The organism is Streptomyces sp. NPDC058773, assembly GCF_042746015.1.
GTDB lineage: Bacteria > Actinomycetota > Actinomycetes > Streptomycetales > Streptomycetaceae > Streptomyces.
On the sequence record NZ_JBHYPE010000009.1, the window covers coordinates 71,554 to 94,098 of the forward strand.

Below are 22,545 nucleotides of genomic sequence, written 5' to 3' on the forward strand. Positions count from 1 at the left end.
TGATCATGTCCGATTCACTGGCCGGCCGTATGGGGCCGCCCTCCGCTGCGTCCCCCTACGGCGGACCGGGATCGTCCGCCAACCTGGCCGACATCCTGGAACGCGTCCTCGACAAGGGCGTGGTGATCGCGGGCGATATCCAGATCAATCTGCTCGACATCGAGCTGCTGACCATCAAGCTCCGGCTGCTCGTCGCCTCCGTCGACAAGGCCAAGGAGATGGGCATCGACTGGTGGGAGCACGACCCCTCACTCTCGTCCCGCGCCCGCCCACCGCAGCAGGTGCCCGCCGGGACCTCGGCACCGGCCGGCCCCGATGCCCTGGCCGAGGAGAATGAGCAACTGCGCGCCGAAATAGCCGAGTTACGCGCGGCGATCGGCTCGCCCCGGAGTCCCGGAGGGCACCGGCCGGACCACGAGGAGGAACAGTGAGAGCGTCCGCTCGCCCCTGGAGTTCGTACGTCTACGCCATCGGCCGGGCGGGCAGCGGGCTCGACAGGACGGCCCCCCGGCTCACCGGGCTGCGGGCCGGGCAGCTGCGGACCGTCACCGCCGGCCGCCTCACCGCGCTCGTCTCCTCCGTCCCGGCCGACGCCTTCAGCGCGGAGGGCATGAAGGCGCAGCTGGAGAATCTGCCGGAGTTGGCGGAGATCGCACGTACCCACCACACGGTCGTCGAGGGCGCGCACAGCGGCACGACCGTCCTCCCGATGCGGCTGGCCACCGTGTATCTGGACGACGCCCGGGTGGGGTCGATGCTGCGGGAGCGCGGCGCCGAGTTCGCGGCGCTGCTCTCCCGGCTCGAAGACCATGCCGAGCTGGGCGTGAAGGTGTACGCGGACCCGCGCGCGGCAGCGGCGGCGCCGCCTCCGGCCCCCGATGGCCCCGCCTCCGCCACCTCCCCGGCCGGCCCCGGCCGGGCGTACCTCCAGCGGCGCCGGGCTCAGCACCGGACGCAGCGCGATACCTACCGTGCGGCGGGCGCCGTGGCCGAGGACGTACGGCAGCGGGCGAGCGCCCTGGCCCGGGACCGGGTCGCGCATCGCCCGCAGCAGGGGGAACTGGCCCCGGGCGCGGGCGAAAACATCGCCAATGAGGCCTATCTGGTGCCCACGGACCGCATCCGGGAATTCCACCGGGCCCTCACGGGCGTGGCCGACGGCGCCCCCGGCGTACGCGTCGAGGTGACCGGGCCGTGGGCCCCGTACTCCTTCGCGACCGCGCCCGCGGGAAGCCGGAGTGCGTGATGACGGGTGACCTTCATGAGAGCGCGGGAACAGAGAACGCGGGCGCAGAGACCGCGTGGGACGGGATCGCGCGCGTGCAGGCCCCGTATCCGGACGGTCTCTGCGCGGAAGAGTCGCTCGCGGGGCGGCAGATCGCGCTCGTCGATCTCCTGGACCGGCTGCTGAACGGTGGCGCGGTGCTCACCGGAGATGTGGTGCTGTCGATCGCCGATGTGGATCTGGTGCACATCAACCTGCGGGCCGTCATTCGCTCGATCACGCCCGATGATCCGGCGCCGTGGTGAGACCCGCACGCCAGCCCCTCCCGTACGGCTCACTCCGCCGGCACGGACCGACCATGAAGCCATGAAGCCGTGCGGTCCATGAAGCCCATGAAGCCGATGAAGCCGATGAAGCCGATCAAGGGGGGTACCCCATGACGAACGAACTGGCCGCCGCAGCGGTGGAACCCGCCTTCGCGGAGGTGGCGCGAGCCGCGGCGCGCGCCTTCGACCTGGCGCCGGCACCGGCCGAGGAGCCGTCGCAGGGGCAGGGCAGCGCGCTCGCCCAACGGCTGCGGACCGATCCGGAGACGGTGGAGCGCGACCTCATCAAGCTGGTGCTGACGATCGTGGAGCTCCTGCGGCAGCTCATGGAGCGGACCGCGGTGCACCGCGTCGACCAGGGAGATCTGAGCGAGGAGCAGGAGGAGCGGATCGGGCTGACGCTGATGATCCTCCAGGACCGGATGACGGAACTCTGTGCGCGCTACGGACTCACCATGCAGGATCTCAATCTCGATCTCGGCCCGCTGGGGTCGCTGCTGCCCCGCCACGACGCGGGCTGATCCGGGGCCGCACAGACCGGGGCACCGCCCGATTCCGCCACCGCCACCCGCCGCCCACCGCCCACCCGCACGGGCATTGCAACTGACAGCCCGTCACCCTACTCTTCCGGCACACCCCCACCGCACCGGGGCGCTCGTACGTCTCACCCCTTCGATCCGTGCGCGGTGCAACGGGGCCGGCGCGCCGCGTGCCGGAAGGACAGCCATGTCCGACGACAGCGCTCGCCGCACCTCCCTCACCCGCCGTTCGTTACTCACCGGGGCCGCCGCAGTGGGACTTGCGGCGGCAGCCGGGCTCCAGCCCGCCCATCGCATCCCCGCGGGCAGCGCCGCGGCGACGCTCACCCCTCCGCCCGACTTTCCCGCGGGCATTCCGCTCGCCCAACAGGCCTTCCGCAACTGGTCGCTGGAGATCGTCGTCGAGGGCGTCTGGACGGCTTCGGCCCGTACGCCCGACGATGTGGTCACCCTCGCCAACTGGGCCCATCAGCACGGCTACCGGCTCCGCGCCCGGGGTAAGGGGCACACCTGGTCGCCGCTGGTGGTGCCTGCCGGGGCCGACACCAACCGTACGGTCATCGTCGACACCACCTCCCACCTCACCGCGGTCAGCGTGCGCGGCGGCAATCCGGGGAGCGTCACCGCGCAGGCGGGCGCGACCCTCGACAGCATCCTCGCCCGCCTGGAGGAGTCGGGGCTGGGCCTCGCCACCACCACGGCGCCCGGGGACCTCACCATCGGCGGGGTGCTCGCCATCGGCGGCCACGGCACCGGGGTGCCCACCGCCACCGAGAACCCGCCCGCGGGCTCCGGTTTCGGCACCCTGAGTTCCCTGGTCACCTCGCTCACCGCGGTGGTCTGGAGCGCGGCGGAAGGCCGCTATGTGCTCCGCACGTTCTCCCGCTCCGACCCGGACATCCGGGCCTTCCTGGTCCACCTGGGCCGCGCCTTCGTCACCGAGGTGACCATGACCGCGGCGGCCAACACCCGGATACGCTGCCAGAACTGGTACGACGTGAACGTGGGCACCGTCTTCGGTCCGCCGGGCACGGGCGGCCGCACGATCGGCTCCTACCTGGACCGCACCGGTCGCATCGAGGCGATCTGGTTCCCGTTCACCGATGTGCCGTGGCTGAAGGTGTGGAGCGTGACGCCCAGCAAGCCGCTGTTCGCCAAGCAGATCGACACCCCGTACGCCTACACCTTCGCCAACCGGGTCACGGAGGAGATGTCGCGGCTGCTCGGGGAGATCGCCTCCGGCGGGGGCGACAAGACGCCCGCGTTCACCAAGCTGGCCATGTCCATCGTCGGCTCCGGACTGATCGTCACCGGCACCTGGGACGTGTGGGGCTGGTCGAAGAACGCCCTGCTGTACGTCGAGCCCACGACACTGCGGATCGTCGAGGCGGGGTGGGCGGTGCTGACCTCCCGGGCGAATGTGCAGCGCGTGGTGAACGACTTCTACTCCCGCTATCAGCAGGTGCTCTCGGCTCATCAGAGCCGTGGTTCCTTCCCCGTCAACGGTCCGATCGAACTGCGGATCACCGGCACCGACCCGGTCGACGGTCCCCTGCTGTCCCCTGCGCGGGCCCGTCCGGACCGGCCGGAGTGGGACACCGTGGTGTGGCTGGACTTCGCCACGTATCCCGGTACGCCGGGTGCCGCGCCGTTCTTCCGTGAACTGGAGCAGTGGATCTGGCGGACCTACACCGGGTCGTATGCGACCGTGCGTCCCGAGTGGTCCAAGGGCTGGGCCTATACGGACAGCGGTCCGTGGCGGGACGCCGCCACGCTGGGCGGCAGCGTTCCGGCCGCCTTCGACGGGTGGCGCACCGCGCGGGACATCCTCAACTCCTATGACCCGGCACGGGTGTTCTCGAATACCTTCCTCGACACCCTGCTGCCCTGAGACCTCCTCCAAGGGGGGCGCGCGAAATTTCCGCGCGCCCCCCTTCGGATATCACCTGACCCCCGCGTCACACCCGTAACAAGCCCAGGAAACAACCGGCTAAGTGGTCATCACGAGGATGGCGGGAATTATCCGTCCGACGCCCGCCGCGCTTTCCGGATTCCGCCCCCCGGGTGTGTGAAGTTCCTACGACACCGCCGCCCTCCGGACATCCACCGTTCTGTCGCGGCAACTCCGCCCGCACACCGGCCTCCGGGTACTCCGGCGCACACCGGCCGGACCGCGAATTGTGGAGTCCTGCCATCCTCAGCGGTAATGAACGAGGCCACCTCCGCGCAGGGTGACATGGATTCCAGTCATCTCCAGCAAAAGTGCATCTGGCGGGAATGCCAGCCGTAACAATTCTGCAGGGCGGCACTCGGGGCCGAAAGTGTGTGCTGCGGCGGCGGCTCGTCGGGTAACTGTCGCCACATCGCCGGTTGTTCCCTGGCCGCTGTCCGACGACGGGGGCAGACAGCAGAAGCAGAAACGAAGGGACGAACGTGATCCGGGTCTTGGTGGTGCACGAAACGCGGCTGCTGCGCTCGGCGCTCACCGCGCTGTTGCGCGACGAGGAGGGTATCGACGCTGTCGCCGCCTGCTGGAGAACGGCCCCCGGCCGAGCCCGGTCCTTCCGCCCCCAGGTGTGCATCGTCGACGGCGACTGCGCGGGATCGGTGTCGTCCGCCGACCACCCGGGCGGCCCGGGGTGCGCCCTGCTGGTCCTGGCCAGCGCCTGCCGCCCCGGCACCCTGCGCCGGGCCATCGCGGCCCGTGCGCGGGGCTTCGTGGACAAGGACGCGCCACCCGCCCGGCTGCTGCACGCGATAGGTCTGGTGGCCGCCGGCAAGCGCTACGTCGACCATTCGCTCAGCCCGGATTTCCTGGAGGCCGCCGACATGCCGCTCACCCCGCGTGAGTTAAGCGTCCTCTCGCTGGCCGCGGGCGGTGCCTCGGTCTCCGAGATCGCCCGGGAACTGCATCTGAGCAGCGGGACGGTACGCAATTACATGGCGGCGATCAATCGGAAGACCGGTGCCCGAAACCGGGTGGACGCCATACGGATATCGCAAGGGGCGGGCTGGGTCTGAACCCGGACCTTCGCATCGGACCGGTCCCCGGTGGCCTCGTACGTCCGTAAAGTACCGCCGTCAGCCGAGATAACGGGACTTCACGGAGATTCGCTCCGCGTTCTCCGGCGAATCGGGCTGCCAGCTCCCCGCCAGATCCCGGTAAAGGGGCGAGCATTCGAGCAGCTCTTCATGGGTGCCGCAGGTGGCCCGTGCGCCGTCGAGCACCAGGATGCGGTCGGCGCGGCGGGCCGAGGTGATCCGGTGTGCCACGACGATCAGTGTTCCGGGGCGCTCCGCGAAGGCCCGCTCGGCCCGCCGTTCCGCCGCCGGGTCGAGATGGCAGGTCGCCTCGTCGAGGAGGACTAGGCGGGCGGGGGACAGATGAGCCCGGCCCAGTGCGATCAGCTGGCGCTCGCCCTGGGACAGGGCGGCCGGGTCGAGCGGAGCGTCGAAGCCGCCCAGGCGGCGCACCAGCGGGCCCAGTCCCACGGCGTCCGACGCCGCCTCCAGGCCGGGCGCCGCGACGCCGTCGGGGCACAGATAGCGCAGGTTCTCGCGGAGGGTTCCGGAGAAGACATAGGCCTCTTGCGGGATGAGCACCCGTGACCGGGACCGATGGAGGCCGGGCCGGGTGCGGACCGGGCGGCCGGCCACGCGTATCTCGCCGTGGGCGGGTGCGAGCAGACCGGCGACGAGAGCGGTCAGGGTCGACTTCCCGATACCGCTCGGCCCCACCACGACGAGGTGCTCGCCCGGTTCGACGGTCAGATCGAGGTCGTGCAGCACGGGCTGCGCGGCGGGGCCGTAGGCGAAGGTGACGGCACGCAGTTCGACACGGGGGCCGGCGGGGGTGACGGGCGCGGCGGGGACGTGCGGCGCGGGCTCCTGTGGGGTGCTGCGGGGCGGTGCGGGCTTTCCCGGGGCGGGGCCGGAGCCCGCCGTGAGCCGGTCCAGGACCACGAGCAGCCGGGTGCCGGACGAGCCCAGCGCGTTCATCAGGGTGTGCAGCGCGGGCAGCAGGGACTGGGTGAGATAGGCCAGCGCACCCAGCACGGCGCCCGGGGTGAGTCCCTCCCGCAGCAGCCAGGGCGCGGTGAACAGCAGCAGCAGGACCGGGAGTTGTCCGGCCAGGCCGAGCGCGAGGCAGCGGACGGCGGCCCAGCCGGCCAGCTGCCGGGCCGCGCGGGCCTCGTCCTCGATCACGCCGTACGCCCGCGCCGCGGTCTCCTGCTGCGCACCGCAGGCCACCACGTCGCGCAGCCCCTCGGCGACACCGCCGAACTGTGTGGACAGGGCCTCGTCCGCCGCCAGGAAAGCGCGCTGGCGGGTCGCCATGGGCCGGAGGGTGGCCAGGAAGAGCAGCAGCCCGGCCGCGAGCGGCGGCAGCACGATCAGCAGCAACTGCGGCGCCAGGGACAGGAGTCCGAGTACCGCTCCGGCCGCGGTGAACACGAAGGAGCGGGCGACCAGGACCAGTCCGGCGAAGCTGTCCCGGGCGATCTCGGTCTGGTTGGTGAGCCGGGAGACCGCGGCGCTGTCCGCCGCGCGCGCCGGGTGTGCCACCGCTTCCGTCAGCGAGCGCGACACCACCTGGCGTACCAGGCCGTCGCGGAGCGGCTCGACGAGGTCGGCCAGGCCGCGGAAGACGCCCCGTCCGGCCAGGCCGCCGATGACCACGGCCAGTGCGGTGATGGCCAGCCAGACCAGCCCGATACCGGTGCGGCCGGCCAGGAAGCCCTGGTCCAGGGCCTGTGCCAGGCCGTAGCCGCCGAGGAAGGTGTGCGCGGACTCCAGCAGCGACCAGCCGGCCAGCAGCAGCAGTACGCGGGTCCGGCGGCGGAGGAAACGCCGCGCCCGGGGCAGCAGTCGTGCCGTCGCTGTCGTCATGAGGCGGTCCGGATGTCCTCGTCGTCGGTATGGGCGAACACCGCGCGGTAGTCGGCGTCCGCCCAGAGCCGGTCGTGCGGGGCGACGGCGCGCAGCCGGCCGTTCTCCAGCCAGGCGACCAGGTCGGCGCGGGCGGCGGAGGAGACACGGTGGGCGATCAGCAGTCGGCTGCCGGTCCGTACCTCGTCCACCAGCGCCCGGCTGACGTGGAGTTCGGTGACGCTGTCCAGGCTGGACGTGGCGTCGTCCAGGACCAGCAACCGGCCCGCATGGGCGAATGCCCGTGCCAGGCCCAGGCGTTGGACCTCGCCGCCGGACAGCGGGGCGCCGGCCAGCGGTGCGGCGTAGCCGTCCGGGAGGCGGCGGACGAAGGCGTCCGCGCCGGCCGCGCGGGAGGCGGCCTGGAGCGCCGGGGCCGACGGCTCGTAGGGGCCGAACCCGATGGCGTCCCCGATGGTGCTGCCGAACAGGGCGGGGCGTTCGAAGGCGTAACCGATCTCCCGTCGCAGCTGCGCGGGGTCGGCCTCGTCGAGCGGTATGCCGTCCAGCAGTACCTGTCCGCTGTCGGGGTCGGTGAGCCGGCCCGCGACGGCGGCGAGCAGCGATTTGCCCGCCCCCGAGTGTCCGACGACGGCCATGGTCGTGCCGCCGGGCAGCACCAGGTCGATGTCGCGCAGCGCGGGGGCACCGCCGCGGAGGACGGTGACCGCGCGCAGTTCCAGCCGGCCGGGGCCGTCGGCCGGCAGCGGCCGCGCGCCCTGCGGTGCCGCGGGGAGGGTGAGGAGTTCGCCGGTGCGGTGGGCGGCGGCGCGGCTGCGTATCAGGGCGTTGAGCTGTCCCACCACCCCGCCCAGCCCGGCGGTGAGGGCGGCGTACCGGGAGGCCGCCAGCAACTCACCGACGGTGAGACTGCCGTAGGCCAGCCGGATGCCTCCGACGGCGAGGACGACGGTGGTCAGCAGCGGCACCAGGATGCTGCTGCTGACCACGGCGCGGCCGTAGATCTGCCACATCTGCCGTCCCTGCGCGCCCAGTTCGGGCAGGGGGGCGAGGACCCGGTCCCGCTCCCGGGCCGCCGTGCCCGCCGCGGCGATGGTCCGGGCGCCGCCGAGCGCCTCGACGAGCCGGGTCGCGATGTCCGCCTGGACGCGTTGGTAGCGCCGGACGCTGTCGGAGGACCCGCGGGCGAAGGCGCGCAGCAGGCGGGTGAGCAGCGGCAGCCCGACGAGGAACACGGCGGCCAGCCAGATGTCGGTGAGCGCCAGGGCGATCAGGGCGCCGACCGGGGTGAGGAGAGCGGCCAGGCCGGTGGCCGCCGCGGTGGGTGCGGTGCCGGCCTCGGCGGCGTTTCCGGTGAGGCGGGTCACCAGGTCTCCGGGCGTGAAGCGGTCGGCGACCCGGTGCGGGGCGAGGGACAGCAGCTGGTCGATACCGCGGCGGCGGAGCCAGGCGGTGCTACGGGCGGTGGTGACGCCGCCGGTGAGCGCCACCAGCGCGTCGAGCAGCACTTCCGCGGTCAGCAGCACGGCGCAGAGGACGAGGGCGCCGTGCAGGCCCGTGCGTCCGCCGAGCACGAGGTCGAGGGTGTGGCCCAGTACGGCGGGCAGGGCCACGGCGGCGCCCGCGGACGCCAGGCTGAAGAGGCAGACGGCGAGGGTGCGTACGGGGCTGTGCCGGAAGGTGCCGGTCAGGACGGAGCGGGCACCGGGGTCCGGCCCGTGCCGGGTGTCCGGCGGGGTCGGGGGCGAGGAGGGCCCGGGGGTGCGGGGCATACGGGTGGGACCTCGCCTCCGGGGGACGGTTACGGGCGGCAGCGGCAGGCCCCGGGCGGTGGTGCCGCCCGGGGCTTGCCGTGACTGACGCGCTACGGGGACCGAGGGCCCGCAGCTGCGCGACGTCAGTTACAGGTGGTGACGCTCAGGCTGCTGTCACCGCAGAGCAGCAGGCTCGCGCGGCTGCCGGTGTGGAGCTCCTCCGTGGCCTCGGCCTTGGGGGTTTCCATCGTCTGCAGGTCAAGAAGGGACATGGGTCGTTCCTCTCTGATGGGGACGGTGTTTCTCGATCGGCCCCGGATGGGGCCGGCTTCAGGGCCGCCGTGGCGGCGGGAGGAAGGGCAGGTGCACGGGGGTGTCGTGCAGCGCGCTGCCCAGTGCGAGCAGGCACCCGGCGGTGCCGGTGCTCAGGTCCATGGAGAGCCGCATCATCTGCTCCCCTGCAAAGGCGAGATGGCCTCGGTAGGGGACGGCGCCCCAGGCCAGGGAGTCGATCTGGCGGCGGAGGTCGGCGGCGTGGGTGCCGGGACCGCCGGTCGTGGTGCGGGCGAGGTGGAGCACCATGCCCGCCGCGCCACGGAAAAGGCCGGGCTGGGCGTAGAACTTGGCCTGTGCCGCCTGCACGATCTCGCGCCGTGCCCCTTCGAACTCGTCGTCCGGGCGGTGGGCCAGGTAGTCGTCGAGCACCATGCCGATGCCGACGCTGCCGGCGCCGAGGTAGGGCATGGTCCGCCAGCCCTCGTTGACCTGGAGGGCGCCGCCGGCGCCGCGCACGCAGCGGGACAGGTCCCGGCGCAGGGCTTCTGCGGCGAGTTCGAGCAGCGCGGTGTCGTCGGTGCGCTCGTACAGGCGGAGGAAGAGCAGGGCCGCTCCGCTGTCACCGTGCAGCAGCCCGGCGCGGGGCGTCGCGGCACCTTCGGCCGCCGGCGCGGTCCGGAGCTTGTCGGCGACGAGCTGGGCGCAGTGCAACGCCTGCTCGGCCAGGGAGCGTTCGCCCGTGGAGGCGGCCAGGGAGTCGAGCGCCAGGCCGAGCCCGGCCAGTCCGCTGTGCAGGTCCGGTGCGATGTCCTGCCGGCGCCGGCCGGTGACGGTGTCGGCGAGGTCCAGGGCCTGCTCCCGGTGTCCGAGGCGGTCCAGGACCCAGGCGACGCCGGAGAGGCCGTCGTAGAAGCCGAGCGGACTGCCGGACGCGGGGCTCTTCGTCCTCCGCAGCAGCCACTCCTCGGCCTCCGGGCAGCGGTCCGCGCCGGTCTCCGCCAGGGCGTACAGCACCCCGGCCGCTCCATAGGCGAAGCAGGTGCCGCCGCCCGTGGTGGCGAACTGGGCGATATCGCCGGGAAAGTAGCGGTCCTCGCGGTCCGGGGTGGCCGAGGCGAGCACGGCCCGGACCATGGAGTCGCGGCTGTGCGGCCAGTCGCCGAGGGCGACGGGGAGGTAGTCCGCTCCCCCGGGCCGGGCCGCCCGGCCGGAGGTCCGGGCCGGCCGGTGGCCCCGGAGGATCTCCGTCACCGCTTCGTCGAGATAGTCGCGGGGCACCGGGAACTGTGCGGCGGCGATCTCCGCCAGATGGGCCGCCTTGCCGCGGTCCACCGCGAAGAGGCTGGTGAGCGGGAGGAACAGGGCCAGGCGCAGACAGGCCAGGGCGTAGCGGTCGACATCGCGGCCCCGGCGGTCGGCGGGGGCGACGAAGCCCGGGTTGGCGATCACCTGGCGGCTGGACTCGTCGTCGACGGACGCGGCCTCGAAGTCCAGGAGCACCACGGAGGATTCGTCCTCGGACATCATGATGTTGAAGAGGTGCAGATCGTTGAAGACGACGCCGCGGGAGTGGATCGCCTCGACCGCGTCGGCCACCAGCGCGTGGACGCGCATGGCCCACCCGGTGTACTCCGCGAGCCGCTCGGGGCCCGGATCGGCCTCGATCAGCGGGTGGCGGTGGGCGAAGAAGCTGTTCAGCGGCCGTCCCTCGATGAACTCCAGGACCAGGAAGGTGTGGTCGCCGAGGGTGAACCAGTCGTGCACCTCGGGGGCGCAGCCGAGTCCGGAGAGTCTCTTGAGCGCGTCCCGCTCCCGCTTCAGCCGGGTCACGGCGTCCGCTCCGTCGGCGGCCAGTCCGGCGTGCGGCCGCGCCTCCTTCAGCACCACCCGCCGGTCGGTGCGCAGGTCGCGGCCGATGTAGACGCCGCCGCCGTTGGAGAAGTGCAGCGCCTGCTCGATCTTGTACGGGAGGTCGGTGACATCGGTGGCGGAGCGGGCGTCCAGATGCGGCTGGAGGAACTCCGGGAGGGTGATCCACTCCGGGACGCGGAACGCGGGCTCTCTGCGGTCGGGGACCAGCCGCCCCTGGTCGTCCTCGACGGCGGGGCGGAGTTCGCCCTTGTCGTCGTAGCAGTGCCGTTCGGTGAAGCTGCCGTAGCGCACGTACACCGGGCCGGCGCCCCAGCGCAGATCGCTGAGGATGTACGGTCCCGGTTCGCCGGCGAGCAGTTCGCTCAGCTCCTCGGCGATGCGGCGGCACTGTGCCTCGTCGGCGGGGTAGACCGTGAGGAACTTTCCGCTGGCGCCGCGGTCGGCGTACTTGGCGTTGCGGATGTGCAGCAGGTACCGGGTCGGCATGCACTTGAAGGCGATCGAGCGCGGGACGCAGTAGTCCCAGACCTTCGCCAGCACGCGTTCGGCGTTGTCCAGGCGGGCCGACACATGAATCTTCCAGCCCTGGCTGGGGAGTTCGCGGTCCAGCGGGCGGAACGCCAGCCAGTCGCCGGAGCGGTGGCGCTGCCAGCCCTCGGGCAGTTCCCGGCTCAGGGTCTCGTACGGAGCGCTGCGGCCGGTGCTGTCGGCGGGCAGGCGGTGGGGAGCGTCGTAGAACTGGCGGTCGGCGTCGCAGAAGACGGCGTAACCCTTGTTCATTGCACTCCCTCGGCTGGTGACAGGGATGACGCTGTCACGGCACGGGGACCGGGAAACAGTCATGTCTGTCACGAAGAACCCGTGAGAAATGCATGTTTGCTGCAAATTCGCAGTGGTGTGAAGGGGCGGCCAGGATTGCCGCCCGTCCCCTAGGACGGCCGGAGGACGAGCGCGCCGTCCGGCTCGGTGGCGCAGGGCCGGAAGCCGGAGCCGATCCGGTCGAGGAGCGCCTTCAGCCACCGGGTGTCCTGACGCGACGCGTGCCGCAGCCGCATGCGCCGGGCCTGCAGAGGGGCGATCCGTATGTCGTGGAGCCTGCCGGTGTCCGCGTCCAGCGCGACGAGGAAGAGCAGCCGCAGGTCGTCCCGGTACGCCTCGTAGCCGGTGATGCCCTCGTAGTCATCGATGAAGTCGCCGCACCCGTGGATCACGAGCTTTCCCCGGTATGCCTCCAGGGCGCGGGGGTGGTGCGAGGAGTGGCCGTGGACGACGTCCACACCGCCGTCCAGGAGGCCACGGGCGAAGGCATCCTCGCTACGGGACACGTGATAGCCCCAGTTGGAGCCCCAGTGGACGGAGGCGACGGCGATGTCCCCCGGCCTTTTCACCTGTCGAACCCGCCCGGAGATCTCGTCCGCGGCGGCCGGTGAGGGCCCGGCCACGAAGTCGACCCCGGAGCGGTCCCCGGCCGCCGCCCAGGCCCGCGGGATACCGCTGGACGGCATCCCGAACGAGAACACCAGGACCCGCCGGCCCTCCGCGACGGACACGATCGCCGGGTGGCGCGCCGCGTCGGAGTCCGCTCCCGCCCCCGCCGTTTGCAGTCCCGCACCCGCCAGTGCGCCCAGGGTGTCCGCCAGTCCCTGCCGGCCGAAGTCCAGGACGTGGTTGTTGGCCAGCACGCAGACATCGGGGCGGGCTGCGGCCAGACAGGGCAGGTTCGCCGGGTTCATCCGGTAGTGAATTTCCTTCTCGGGTGCAAATCCGGCGTACTGCGTGATGCTGGTCTCCAGATTCAGCACCCGGGCGGCGGGCGCCGCCTCGTCGAGCACCTCCAGTGCGTCCCCCCATGGCCAGGAGAAGCCGGCCGGGCACGGCACGGGGCCGTTCAGCGCCGCCGCCAGCTCGACATAGGCGCGGGCGTCGCGGATGTATCCCTCACGCAGCGCCGGGTCTCCGGGGTGCGGCAGGATCTGGTCGACACCACGGCCGAGCATGACGTCACCGCAGAGGAACAGTGTGAGCAAGTCACCGCCCATTCCCCCAGGTTAGAGCGGTCACGCCGAGGTTTCGCGGCGAGCGGTGCGAGGGCTCGTGACGGGCGGCCCGGGTTCGCGCGGCGGGCCGTCCGATGCGCCGGCTCAACGCGCTTCCTCACCGCACCGCGCCGCCGCTCCGGCCGCGGGACCCCGCGGTGTGACGGGGTCCGCCGCGGGCGTGGGGAGCGGCGCCGGGGCGGGGAGCGGCCTGCTGCCGCCCGCGGCGACACGGGACGCCGGGCGGGTACCGGAGGCCAGGATGCTGACCGCGTTGGCCACCACGATCGCGGCGACGGCCAGCCACTCGATGCCCCGCAGGGTCTGGTCCAGGACGACCAGGCCGACCAGCGCCGCGAGGACCGGGTTGACGCTCATGAAGATCCCGAAGAACCGCGCGGGGACCCGGCGCAGGGCGAGCAGATCGGCGAGGAACGGCACGGCCGAGGAGAGGACGCCCGCCGTGGCCGCGTATCCCAGGGCGCGCACGCTCGGCGGGTGGTGGGCGAGGACGGTGATCCCGATGGGCAGGTAGAGGAGGGCGGAGACACCGGCGGCCGCGGCCGACCCCTCGACGCCGGGCAGCCGGGCGCCGACGAGGCGGTTGAGCAGGATGTAGGACGCCCAGCACACGGCGGCGACCAGGCCGAACGCGATGCCCGTGTAGTCGGTGGTTGCCTGGGGACGGGTCAGGATGGCGACCGCCGACCCGGCGACGAGGGCGCACAGCAGGTCCACCGGACGCCGGGAGGCGGCCATCGCCACGGCCAGCGGGCCGAGGAACTCCAGGGTCACCGCCAGCCCCAGCCCGATGCGGTCGATGGCGGTGTAGAGGGTCAGATTCATCGTGGCGAACACCATCGCCAGGCACAGCACCGGCCACCACTGCCGCCAGGTGAACCCGCGCAGCCTGGGCCGGCCCACCGCCAGGAGGACGAGCCCGGCCACCCACTGCCGTACGGCCACCACCCCGGCCGGCCCGATCGCCGAAAAGGCCAGCGCCCCGGTCGCGGCGCCGGTCTGGTTGGCGAGTCCGCTGCCGCACATCATCGCCACGCCCGTCAGCCGGCCCGAGCGCACCGCCGGTCCCCCACGGGCGGCCTCCAGGTCCGGCAGGCCTTGCGTGCTTCGTGTCATGCCCGGCAGCATCCGCCCCCGGGTGTCCATACCTAAAATGCATGCCCGTACGCATCAATACGCTGTGGTTATGGATGTGGGGATGGAACTGCGACATCTGCGCTGTCTTGTGGCGATCGTCGATTCCGGTGGCTTCACGGACGCCGCCATCGATCTCGGGATCTCCCAGGCGGCGGTGTCCCGGACGATCGCGTCGCTCGAAGACTCCCTCGGTGTCCGGCTGTTGCACCGCACCAGCAGGAGTGTCGTTCCCACCACCGCCGGAGTGCAGGTACTGGCGCGCGCCCGGAAGGTGCTTGCCGAGGCCGACAACCTCATCCGGGAAGCCACCACCGGTCACACCCGGCTGCGCATCGGCCACGCCTGGTCGGCCATGGGGCGGCACACCGCCGAGTACCAGCGCCGCTGGGCGGCCCGCCACCCCGGCATCGAGCTGCATCTGGTCCGCACCAACTCCGCCACGGGTGGTCTGGCGGAGGGGCTGTGCGACCTCGCCGTGGTCCGTACGGCCTTCGACGACGCACGCTTCGCCGGCGCCGTGGTCGGCCAGGAACGCCGCTACTGCGCCATGGCCGCCGACGACCCGTGGGCCACCCGCCGCGCCATCCCGCTCTCCGACGTCCGCACCCGCACCCTCCTCCTCGACCGGCGCACCGGCACCACCACCGCCGATCTGTGGCCGCCCGATGCCCGTCCGGTCGTCGAGTACACCCAGGACATCGACGACTGGCTCACGGAGATCGCCACCGGCCGCAGTGTCGGCATCACCCCGGAGAGCACCGCCAACCAGTACCGGCGCGACGGCATCGTCTTCCGGCGGCTGCGGGACGCCGCGCCCGTCGACGTCCACCTCGTCTGGCGGCGCCATGACCCGCATCCGGCCACCCATGCCGCCGTCGCGCTGCTCACCGACCTCTACCGGCAACGAAGGTGAACGGCCGCCCCCGCCCCGCCCGGTCCCTGTCACCACCCCAATTCGAGGATTTCGGACCGCACACCATGACGGAAGAACCCACCGCATGACGGAAGAACCCACGGCCGCGACGACGACCCACCTGGCGGCGCTCGGGCCCTTCTGCGCCTTCGAGACGCATTCCGCGGGGGCGGAACTCAGCGTCCCTTGGCGGACGTTGAGCGAGGTGACGGAGGGAGGGAAAGAGAACGGGAGCGGTGTGCTGCGGGAGCGGGTCGCCGCGGTGCGGTCCTCGCTCGCGGCGAACGGCGGCAGACCGCCCGAGGCCGTGGAGCCACGGGTGGCCGCCTCGGTGGCCCATCTGGGGCTGGTGGCGCGGGTCATCTCACCGGTCCTCGGCCTGGCTGCTCTGCACGGCCTGCCGTCGCGGCCGCTCACCCTCGGCGAGCTGTGGTGGGCTTCCGCCCTCGGCGGCGCGTTCCGGCTGTCACTGCCCCGGGAAGCGGTGACCCCCACCGCCGACGGCGGCACCCGCCCGGTCAGCGCCATCGCCGACGACCTGCTGGACGGTCCGGTCCGCGCTCTGGTGGACGCCTTCGCCCCCTTCTCGGTCTCCCCGCGCATTCTGTGGGGCAATGTGGCCTCGGCCGTGCACGGCGCGGCCACGGGCGTCACCGCGGCGGCCCCACCCCTGGCACGGCCCGCGCGCACCGCGGCCCTGACCTTCCTCCGGCATCCGCTCCTGCGGGACACCCACACCCTGGAACCCCACATGGACCTCCACACCCCGCAACCCCGCAACGGGCGCTTCACACGCCGGAGTTGCTGCCTGCTCTACCGGGCGGCACCGGATGCCGCGGGCGCGCTGTGCGGCGATTGCGTGCTGCGAAGGGGCCGGGCGACGGTGCGCCCTTAAAAGGAGCGAACACAGGGTGCGAACGCATGGGGAGGTGATCACTCAGCAGGCCTTTTCGCACGCCTGCCCGATGAGGATCACCTAGGGTAAGCGGCATGACGCTGCAACTTGTTCAGGTGAACTTCAAGGCCCGGGACGACTCGGCACTCGGCCGGTTCTGGGCGGAGGCACTCGGCTGGGGTGTCTCCAGCGAAGGGCCCGGCGTCACGAACCTGGAACCCGTGGGCTTCGACTGGCCGGACCCGTCCGCCGTCTGTATCGATCTCGTCCGCGTCCCGGACCCGGAGACGGTGAAGTGCCGCGTGCACATCGAGCTCGCCACCACCTCCGACGCCCATCAGGCGGAGTTGGTCGCGCGTCTGAAGGAACTGGGGGCGACGCCCGCCGATATGGGCCGGGGCGACGCGCCGGGGACGGTGATGGCCGACCCGGAAGGCAATATGTTCAGTGTCCTGGAGCCCCGGGAGCTCTACCGGGACACCGGGCCGATAGCCGCCATAGTTGTCGACTGCGCCGACCCACGGGCCATGGTGCGGTTCTGGGGCGAGGCGATCGACTGGACCGTCCACGAACTGACCGACGACCACGCCCTGCTGCGCTCCGTCAAGGGCGTCGGGCCGTACCTGGAGTTCCGCCGCACGCCCGACGACGACGTCGTATGGAGCCACGTCCATCTCGACCTGATGTCCGACCCCGTCGAGGATCAGGCGCGGGAGGTCGCCCGGCTCGAAGGCCTCGGCGCGACACGGGCCGACGTGGGACAGGGGGACGTCTCCTGGGTCGTCCTGGCCGACCCGGCGGGCAACGAGTTCTGCGTCCTCGGCCGGGGCTGACGCGGAACTCCGGGTTCGGCCCCAACAGCAGCGCCTCTCACCCGACATGAACCCGAGGCCGCCGCTCTCGGTCCGGTTCGGCCTCGCGGAGGACTTCGCGGGTGACGGGGGCGACCTCGCCCTGGCCGAAGAGGAAGAAGCGGAGGAACTGCGCGAAGGGGCTGCCCTCGGTCCACTCGAAGTAGATGTGCGGCCGGGCCCCGGTCAGGTCGCGTGCGTGCAGCAGGAGGGCGGCCAGTGCGTTGGAGACGGTGGAGCTCTCCAGGCAGAGCACGCGGTAGCGGCCGTGCAGGACCTCGCCGCGGACCCGTAGTTCGCTCTCGAACTCCGAGGGGTCGCCGAGGGTGACCTCGACGAAGATGAAGTCGTCGTCGACCGGGAGGTCGTTGTCGGTGCGGATCTGTTCGAGCTTGTCGCGGTACTCGGCCAGGTCCCGCTGGTCGGGCTCGTTGGCGATGAAGCGGATCTTGCGGTGGGCGATGTCGCGGATGAACCGTTCGGCCATCTTGTCGAGCACGACGCTGGTGACGCGCAGTTCGAAGGCGCGGGCCAGCCGGGAGAGGAACGACACCAGGATGATCCCGGCGATGAAGCAGACGCCGATCTTCACGCCGTCGGGGCGCTCGATGACGTTGGCCACGGTGGTGTAGAGGAACACCAGGGAGATCACCGCGAAGCCGATCGTCCAGCCGCGCTCCCGGGCCCGCCGCGCGGCGATGGTCACCGCGATCGCGGCGGAGCTGATCAGGACCAGGACGCCGGTGGCGTAGGCGCCGCCCTGGGCGTCCACGTCGGCGTTGAAGATCCAGGTGACCAGGAAGGCGACGAGGGTGAAGACCAGCACCATCGGGCGGACGGCCCGCGCCCAGTGGGGCGCCATTCCGTAGCGCGGCAGATACTGCGGCATGAGATTCAGCAGCCCGGCCATGGCCGAGGCGCCGGCGAACCAGAGGATGGCGATGGTGGAGATGTCGTAGACCGTGCCGAAGGCCGAGCCCAGGTACTCATGGGCCAGATACGCCAGGGCGCGGCCGTTGGCCGATCCGCCGGGCTGGAACTCCTGCTCGGGGATGAGCACGGTGGTGACGAAGCTGGTGACGATGAGGAAGACGCTCATGATCACGGCCGAGGTGGTGAGCAGCTTCTTCGCGCCCCGGATGCGTCCCCGGGGACGCGCCTCGGTGTCGCCGGGGTCGCCCTCGACGTGCGGCATGACCGCCACACCGGTCTCGAATCCGGACAGCCCCAGCGCCAGCTTCGGGAAGACCAGCAGGGCCACGCCGAGCATCGCCAGGCCGTTGCCGTGCTCGGCCGTCAGTGCCCGGGACCAGTCGGTGACGACATGCGCGGCGGTCGCCACGTGCCACAGTCCGGCGACGACCACGGCGACGTTCAGCGTGAGGTAGACGCCCACGAGGACCACCGCCACCCCGATCGCCTCCAGGAAGCCCTTGAGGAACACCGCGCCGAGCAGCGCGATCAGCAGCAGGGTGATGACCATCTGGCCGTTCTGCAGGGCGCTGGTGAGGTGCGGGTTCTCCACCAGATGGGTCGCGGCGTCGGCGGCGGACAGGGTGATGGTGATGAGGAAGTCGGTGGCGGCGAAGCCCAGCAGGGTCAGGACGAACAGCTTGCCCTTCCAGAAGGACAGCAGCCGCTCCAGCATGGCGATCGAGCCCTGACCGTGCGGGCTCTCCTCAGCCACCCGCCGGTAGACCGGCAGTGCGCCCGCGAGCGTCACGATGACCAGGACGATCGTGGCGATCGGGGACAGCAGCCCCGCGGCGAGGGCGGCGATCCCCGGCTGATAGCCGAGGGTGGAGAAGTAGTCCACACCGGTCAGGCACATCACCCGCCACCACCGCTGCCCCTTGTGGGCGCTCACCGGCCCGGCGTGCGGACCGTTCTGATGCCGGGCCATATCGGACAGACCCTCCAGCATCCAGGCGCGCAGGCGCTGCCGCGCCGAGGCCCCGGAAGGCGTACCGGCAGGGGCGGAGGCAGCCATGGTGTGCTCCTGTCGTACTGCGAAAGCATCCCGCCGTCGACGGGACGGCCAGGTCAGCGTACGGAGTCCGGGCCCGGCCACCGTGGCGCTCGGCGGTCCGGCGCCTTCGTGTCCCGGCCCGCGGCGGCAGCCGGGTGGTCAGACGGTGAATGCGGCGCGGCGCCGCCCGGTTCCCCTCCGCGACCGTTCCGGCCGTGGCCTGGACTCCCCCGGGCGGTGTGCCAAAGTGGGAGGTGGACGGATCGGTGCCCGCAGGAAGGGTGGCCTGCCATGTCCCTTCAGTCGGATCGCCTCGGTGCGGTCGCCACACCTCCCAGATCTCCGCCCCGCCGGAGCGAGGAGTACGAGGATCTCTTCGAGCAGGCTCCGGTGATCTTCGCTGCGCTGAGCGGTCCGGAGCATCTGCTGGAGGCCGGGAATCCGGCGTTCTTCGAGGCCTTCGGGGGCGACCGCGGACGGATCGATGTGCCGATCGGTGAGCTGATCCCGGAGCTGGGCCCGCAGGGCGTGCTCGACCGGCTCGATGCGGTCTACCGCACCGGCACCGCGTACCGGGCCCGCGCGGGGCGGCTGGTGCTCGGTCCGCCGGGGGCGGAGCGGGAGGGCTTCTTCGACTTCACCTATGAGCCCCGCCGGGACGCGTTCGGCCGGATCGACGGGGTGGTCGTGATCGCGGTGGAGACCACCGCGTACCAGCACGCCCAGCTCCTCGCGGCCGAACAGCGGCTCCTGCTGGAGCAGATCGCGAGCGAGGCCCCGCTGGGCGACGTCCTGACCGGCATGGCGCGGGCGATCGAAGAGCTGTCACCGGAGCTGATCGTCTCGGTACTGCTCACCGATCCGGACGGCACCCATCTGCTGCACGGCACCGGCCCGAGCCTGCCCGCGTTCTACAACGACGCCATCAATGGGGTCGTCATCGGCCCGGACGTCGGCTCCTGCGGCACCTCCGCCTATCTCCGCGAGCCGGTGATCGTCACCGATATCGCCACCGACGACCGGTGGCGGGACTACCGCGACCTGGCCGCACGGGCCGGGGTCGCGGCCTGCTGGTCCACCCCGATCATGGGGACCGACGACCGGCTGCTGGGCACCTTCGCGATCTACCACCGCGTCCCCAAGGCCCCCACGGACAAGGACGTGGCCCTCAGCGGCGCGTTCGCCCGTATTGCCGCGCTGGCCATCGAGCGCCACCAGGCCCTGGAGGCGGGGCGCGCCGCCCAGGAGAGGGAGAAGGCGGTCAGGGACGACCTGGCCTTCGTGCTGGAGGCCAGTACGGCCATCACCCGCGAGCTGCATTTCGCCGACTGCCTGCAGCGTCTGGCCCGGGTGACCGTGCCGACCCTGGCGCCGCTGTGCACGGTCCATGTGCAGGAGGACGGCCGTCTCCGGCGGATCGCCGTGGCCGCGGCCACCCGGGCCGACGAGGAGCTGCTCGCCACCCCCGGCATGCACGACGAGATCGGCCGGGCGGTGGCCCGGGTGCTGGCCTCCGGTACGACGGAGACGGACCACGCCGATGTCGCCCGCGGCGGCCGTCCCGCACTGCCGGGCGTCACCGGTTATGTGTCCGTTCCGCTGGGCGCCCGCGGCCGCACCTTCGGCGTGCTGACCCTGCTGGCCACCGGCCCGCCCCTGGACGGCCATACCGTCGCCCTGGCCGAGGAGCTGGCGAGCCGGGCCGCGGCCGGCGCCGACAACGCCCACCAGTTCACCGACCGGGTGCAACTGGCCCGCGATCTGCAGGCCGGACTGCTGCCGCCGGAACTGCCCCGGATTCCCGGCGCCGATCTGGCCGCTTCCTACCACCCGGCGGGCGAAGGGCTCGATGTCGGCGGCGACTTCTACGATGTCTTCCCGCTCCCCGGTGACCGCTGGGCGCTCATGATCGGTGATGTCTGCGGGCGCGGCGCCCGCGCCGCCACCACCACCGGTATGGTCCGCCACACCGCCCGCGCCGCCGCCCGGCTGCTGAACGACCCGATGTCCGTGGTCGCCGCCATCAACGACGCGCTGACCTGCGGCTCCGTCGACGAGGACCTCTTCGTTTCGCTGGTCTACGGCGAGCTGCGGCCCACCGGGTCCGGTCTCACGCTGGACCTGATCCGGGCCGGCCATGTCCCCCCGCTCGTCCGCCGCGCCGACGGCACGATCGAGCAACTCGCCCAGTCGGGCCTGCTGCTGGGCGTCGCCCCCGTCTTCGACGGGTCCCCGTGCCGGCTCGCTCTCCGTCCGGGTGACAGCCTGGTCCTGGTGACCGACGGCATCACCGAGGCCCGCTCCGCCACCGGCGCGTTCTTCGACGAACAGCGCCTGGCCGAGGCCCTGCGCCCGCAGCACGCCGAGCCGCCGGGCGCCGCCGGTCTCATCGCCGCCGTGAACGCCGCGGTGACCGCCTTCGCGGGCCGGTCCACCCCGGACGACCAGGCCGCGCTGGTCCTCACCGCCACCTGAACCGCCACGGCACACCCACCACCGACGCTGCGCACGGGACCCCGCCCAGCCGCGCACGGGTTCGTCCGATGGGCCCGGCCCTCTGCCCTTCGCCGCGGAACGTGCCTATTTTGGCCTCATGGACAGCGCGCCGCGTGACACCACCGACGACCTCAATCCGCTGCACCGGCTCTCGCTCGACGCACTGCGACGGCGAACGAGCATGAAGTGGCGCACCTACCCGGAGGACGTGCTGCCGCTGTGGGTGGCGGAGATGGATGTGCCACTGGCCGCACCGGTCGCCCGGGCGATCACGGACGCGGTCGCGCTCGGCGACACCGGCTACCCGGCGGGGACGGCGTACGCCTCGGCGCTGGCCGACTTCGCCCGCACCCGGTGGGGCTGGGACGGGCTGGACGTGGAGCGCACGGCGATCGTGCCGGACGTGATGCTGGGCATCGTCGAGATGCTCAAGCTGATCACCGGTCCGGGCGACCCGGTGGTCGTCAACTGCCCTGTCTATCCGCCGTTCTACCAGTTCGTGACGCATATGGACCGGCGCGTGGTGGAGGCCCCGCTGGGCGAGGATCTGCGGATCGACTTCGGCGCGCTGGAGGGCGCCTTCCGGCATGCCACGGCGGGCGCCGGCCGGGCCGCGTACCTGCTGTGCAGTCCGCACAATCCCACCGGCACGGTGCACGGCGCCGAGGAGCTGACCGCCGTCGCGGCGCTGGCGGACAGGTACGGCGTCCGGGTCGTCGCCGATGAGATCCATGCGCCCGTGGTGGCCCGGGACGCCGCCTTCGTGCCCTATCTGACCGTGCCCGGGGCGGAGAACGGGCTCGCGCTGATGTCGGCGTCCAAGGCGTGGAACCTGGCCGGGCTCAAGGCGGCGCTCGCCGTCGCCGGGCCGGCGGCGGCCGACGAGCTGGCCGGCCTCCCGGAAGAGGTCAGCCACGGCCCCAGCCACCTCGGCATCATCGCCCACACCGCCGCCCTGCGGGACGGCCGCGACTGGCTCGACGCGGTGTGCGCCGGCATCGACGACAACCGCCGGCTGCTCGCCGGCCTGCTGGACGAGCGGCTCCCCCGGGTCCGCTACCGCCCCGCCGCCGGGACCTATCTCGCCTGGCTCGACTGCCGCCCGCTGGGCCTCGGTGACGACCCCGCGGCGGCCTTCCTGGACCGCGGCAGAGTGGCCCTCAGCCCCGGCGCCGGCTTCGGCACCGGCGGCGCCGGGCACGTCCGGCTCAACCTGGCGACCTCACCCGGTGTACTCACCGAGGCGGTACGGCGGATGGCGGCGGCGGTGGACTGACCACGTCGGCCCGCGCGACGCCCGGGGCCTTGTCCGGGCAGCGCGCGGGCCGGGTGCGCACAGGCCCCT

The 22,545-nt window shown here is 72.3% G+C and carries 18 protein-coding genes; 11 read left to right on the forward strand and 7 right to left on the reverse strand.

The genetic code is table 11. The annotated features are described in order from the left end of the window. The first annotated feature begins 5 nt into the window (after positions 1-5). From ACFW5B_RS10900 to ACFW5B_RS10925, 6 genes are all read left to right on the forward strand, one after another. Positions 6-431, forward strand: a complete 426-nt coding sequence (locus tag ACFW5B_RS10900; RefSeq protein WP_386436540.1) for a gas vesicle protein — start codon at positions 6-8, stop codon at positions 429-431. After that, a complete protein-coding gene (locus ACFW5B_RS10905) occupies positions 428-1,246 on the forward strand; it encodes a GvpL/GvpF family gas vesicle protein (RefSeq protein ID WP_386436542.1) in 819 nt (272 codons plus the stop codon). Before ACFW5B_RS10900 ends, ACFW5B_RS10905 begins: the two co-directional genes overlap by 4 nt. 74 nt (positions 1,247-1,320) lie before the next feature. Further along, positions 1,321-1,530, forward strand: a complete 210-nt coding sequence (locus tag ACFW5B_RS10910) for a gas vesicle protein (protein ID WP_386436880.1) — start codon at positions 1,321-1,323, stop codon at positions 1,528-1,530. A 131-nt stretch (positions 1,531-1,661) separates the two neighbouring features. Then, positions 1,662-2,072 carry a gas vesicle protein K gene (locus ACFW5B_RS10915; protein ID WP_386436545.1) on the forward strand — a complete coding sequence of 137 codons (411 nt, stop codon included), beginning with the start codon at positions 1,662-1,664 and terminating at the stop codon, positions 2,070-2,072. A 205-nt stretch (positions 2,073-2,277) separates the two neighbouring features. Beyond that, positions 2,278-3,981, forward strand: a complete 1,704-nt coding sequence (locus ACFW5B_RS10920) for a cholesterol oxidase substrate-binding domain-containing protein (protein ID WP_386436548.1) — start codon at positions 2,278-2,280, stop codon at positions 3,979-3,981. Positions 3,982-4,523: 542 nt separating this feature from the next. Continuing rightward, complete coding sequence (locus tag ACFW5B_RS10925) at positions 4,524-5,111, forward strand: LuxR C-terminal-related transcriptional regulator (RefSeq protein ID WP_386436551.1); 588 nt, start codon at positions 4,524-4,526, stop codon at positions 5,109-5,111. Between the two features lie 60 nt (positions 5,112-5,171). Here ACFW5B_RS10925 and ACFW5B_RS10930 read toward each other — a convergent pair whose 3' ends face one another. From ACFW5B_RS10930 to ACFW5B_RS10955, 6 genes are all read right to left on the reverse strand, one after another. Further along, the gene (locus ACFW5B_RS10930; RefSeq protein ID WP_386436553.1) at positions 5,172-6,980 is read right to left on the reverse strand and encodes an ATP-binding cassette domain-containing protein; all 1,809 of its coding nucleotides are present in this window, start codon (positions 6,978-6,980) and stop codon (positions 5,172-5,174) included. Continuing rightward, entirely contained in the window at positions 6,977-8,752 is a 1,776-nt protein-coding gene (locus ACFW5B_RS10935) for an ABC transporter ATP-binding protein (protein ID WP_386436556.1), read from the reverse strand. Before ACFW5B_RS10935 ends, ACFW5B_RS10930 begins: the two co-directional genes overlap by 4 nt. A 125-nt stretch (positions 8,753-8,877) precedes the next feature. Beyond that, a complete protein-coding gene (locus ACFW5B_RS10940) occupies positions 8,878-9,006 on the reverse strand; it encodes a SapB/AmfS family lanthipeptide (protein WP_093638117.1) in 129 nt (42 codons plus the stop codon). Between the two features lie 58 nt (positions 9,007-9,064). Beyond that, the gene (gene lanKC / locus ACFW5B_RS10945) at positions 9,065-11,662 is read right to left on the reverse strand and encodes a class III lanthionine synthetase LanKC (protein ID WP_386436560.1); all 2,598 of its coding nucleotides are present in this window, start codon (positions 11,660-11,662) and stop codon (positions 9,065-9,067) included. Positions 11,663-11,811: 149 nt separating this feature from the next. Continuing rightward, positions 11,812-12,921 (reverse strand): CapA family protein, encoded by a 1,110-nt coding sequence (locus ACFW5B_RS10950; protein ID WP_386436563.1) that lies wholly within the window; start codon positions 12,919-12,921, stop codon positions 11,812-11,814. A 102-nt stretch (positions 12,922-13,023) separates the two neighbouring features. Further along, positions 13,024-14,067, reverse strand: coding sequence for a DMT family transporter (locus ACFW5B_RS10955; protein WP_386436882.1), 1,044 nt, complete (start codon positions 14,065-14,067; stop codon positions 13,024-13,026). 70 nt (positions 14,068-14,137) lie between these two features. Here ACFW5B_RS10955 and ACFW5B_RS10960 point away from each other — a divergent pair, with 70 nt between their 5' ends. The 3 genes from ACFW5B_RS10960 to ACFW5B_RS10970 all read left to right on the forward strand — a co-directional run bounded on the left by ACFW5B_RS10960 (position 14,138) and on the right by ACFW5B_RS10970 (position 16,717). Then, positions 14,138-14,989, forward strand: coding sequence for a LysR family transcriptional regulator (locus ACFW5B_RS10960; protein WP_386436566.1), 852 nt, complete (start codon positions 14,138-14,140; stop codon positions 14,987-14,989). Between the two features lie 85 nt (positions 14,990-15,074). Continuing rightward, complete coding sequence (locus ACFW5B_RS10965) at positions 15,075-15,884, forward strand: hypothetical protein (protein WP_386436569.1); 810 nt, start codon at positions 15,075-15,077, stop codon at positions 15,882-15,884. Positions 15,885-15,979: 95 nt separating this feature from the next. Further along, positions 15,980-16,717: a VOC family protein gene (locus tag ACFW5B_RS10970; RefSeq protein ID WP_386436572.1), complete on the forward strand. Its 738-nt coding sequence runs from the start codon at positions 15,980-15,982 to the stop codon at positions 16,715-16,717. Between the two features lie 37 nt (positions 16,718-16,754). Here ACFW5B_RS10970 and ACFW5B_RS10975 read toward each other — a convergent pair whose 3' ends face one another. Then, complete coding sequence (locus tag ACFW5B_RS10975; RefSeq protein WP_386436575.1) at positions 16,755-18,725, reverse strand: amino acid transporter; 1,971 nt, start codon at positions 18,723-18,725, stop codon at positions 16,755-16,757. Positions 18,726-18,995: 270 nt separating this feature from the next. Between ACFW5B_RS10975 and ACFW5B_RS10980 the strand changes: the two genes are divergently transcribed. Together ACFW5B_RS10980 and ACFW5B_RS10985 are read left to right on the forward strand one after the other, a co-directional pair. After that, complete coding sequence (locus ACFW5B_RS10980) at positions 18,996-21,179, forward strand: SpoIIE family protein phosphatase (protein ID WP_386436578.1); 2,184 nt, start codon at positions 18,996-18,998, stop codon at positions 21,177-21,179. 118 nt (positions 21,180-21,297) lie between these two features. Next, positions 21,298-22,476 carry a MalY/PatB family protein gene (locus ACFW5B_RS10985; RefSeq protein WP_386436581.1) on the forward strand — a complete coding sequence of 393 codons (1,179 nt, stop codon included), beginning with the start codon at positions 21,298-21,300 and terminating at the stop codon, positions 22,474-22,476. Positions 22,477-22,545: the final 69 nt, after the last annotated feature.